Annotated in this window: 1 protein-coding gene; it reads right to left on the bottom strand. The window is 47.1% G+C overall.

Translation table 11 applies throughout. From position 1 onward, the window contains the following. Positions 1-66 precede the first annotated feature (66 nt). Positions 67-558: metal ABC transporter permease (locus tag R7Z49_RS26840; RefSeq protein WP_318112708.1), on the bottom strand; the 492-nt coding region annotated here is incomplete at its 5' end.

Here is a 558-nt window from a genome sequence, read left to right as displayed (position 1 = left end):
CTAAACCTAAAGTAAGAGGTTTCATTTTCATGTCGAGATACTTAAGTTGGGTATGTAAAAGCGTGCTCACGCCTTACGAATAATTCGATAAACCGTTGCAGTTAAGAAGAAAGCAGCGGAAACAATGATGATCGACGCGCCCGATGGCACCGGTAAGTCGAGCTCCATTGGCAATATGGTGCCAACCAAGCAAGCAACCGTCGCAAGCAGAGAAGAAAGCAATACAAAGCTTCCCATTCGCTTGGTGAGCAACCGAGCTGTCGCACCAGGGATCAATAACAGCGCACCCACTAACACGGCACCAATGATCTTCACTGCGGCGATCGTCACTAAAGTGATCATCATGACGAATAGGTAATCGTAAAAGCTGGTATTGAAGCCACGCACGCGAGCAATATCTGGGCTGATACACGTGAGCAAAATGCGATTAAATGTCGGAATCAGCAGCAGCAGGATGATCAAGCAGCTCACTGCAAGCAACGTGATGTCTCTATCGGTCACCGTCAAAATCGAACCGAACAGTACGTTTTCTAGCATGTGTATGTTGATCTTACGTGC

The sequence above is a fragment of the Vibrio sp. 1562 genome (assembly GCF_033340155.1).
In the GTDB taxonomy this organism is placed as follows: Bacteria; Pseudomonadota; Gammaproteobacteria; order Enterobacterales; family Vibrionaceae; genus Vibrio; species Vibrio alginolyticus.
Note: the sequence above shows the minus strand (reverse complement) of the source record. Positions and strands in the feature narration are given on the sequence as shown.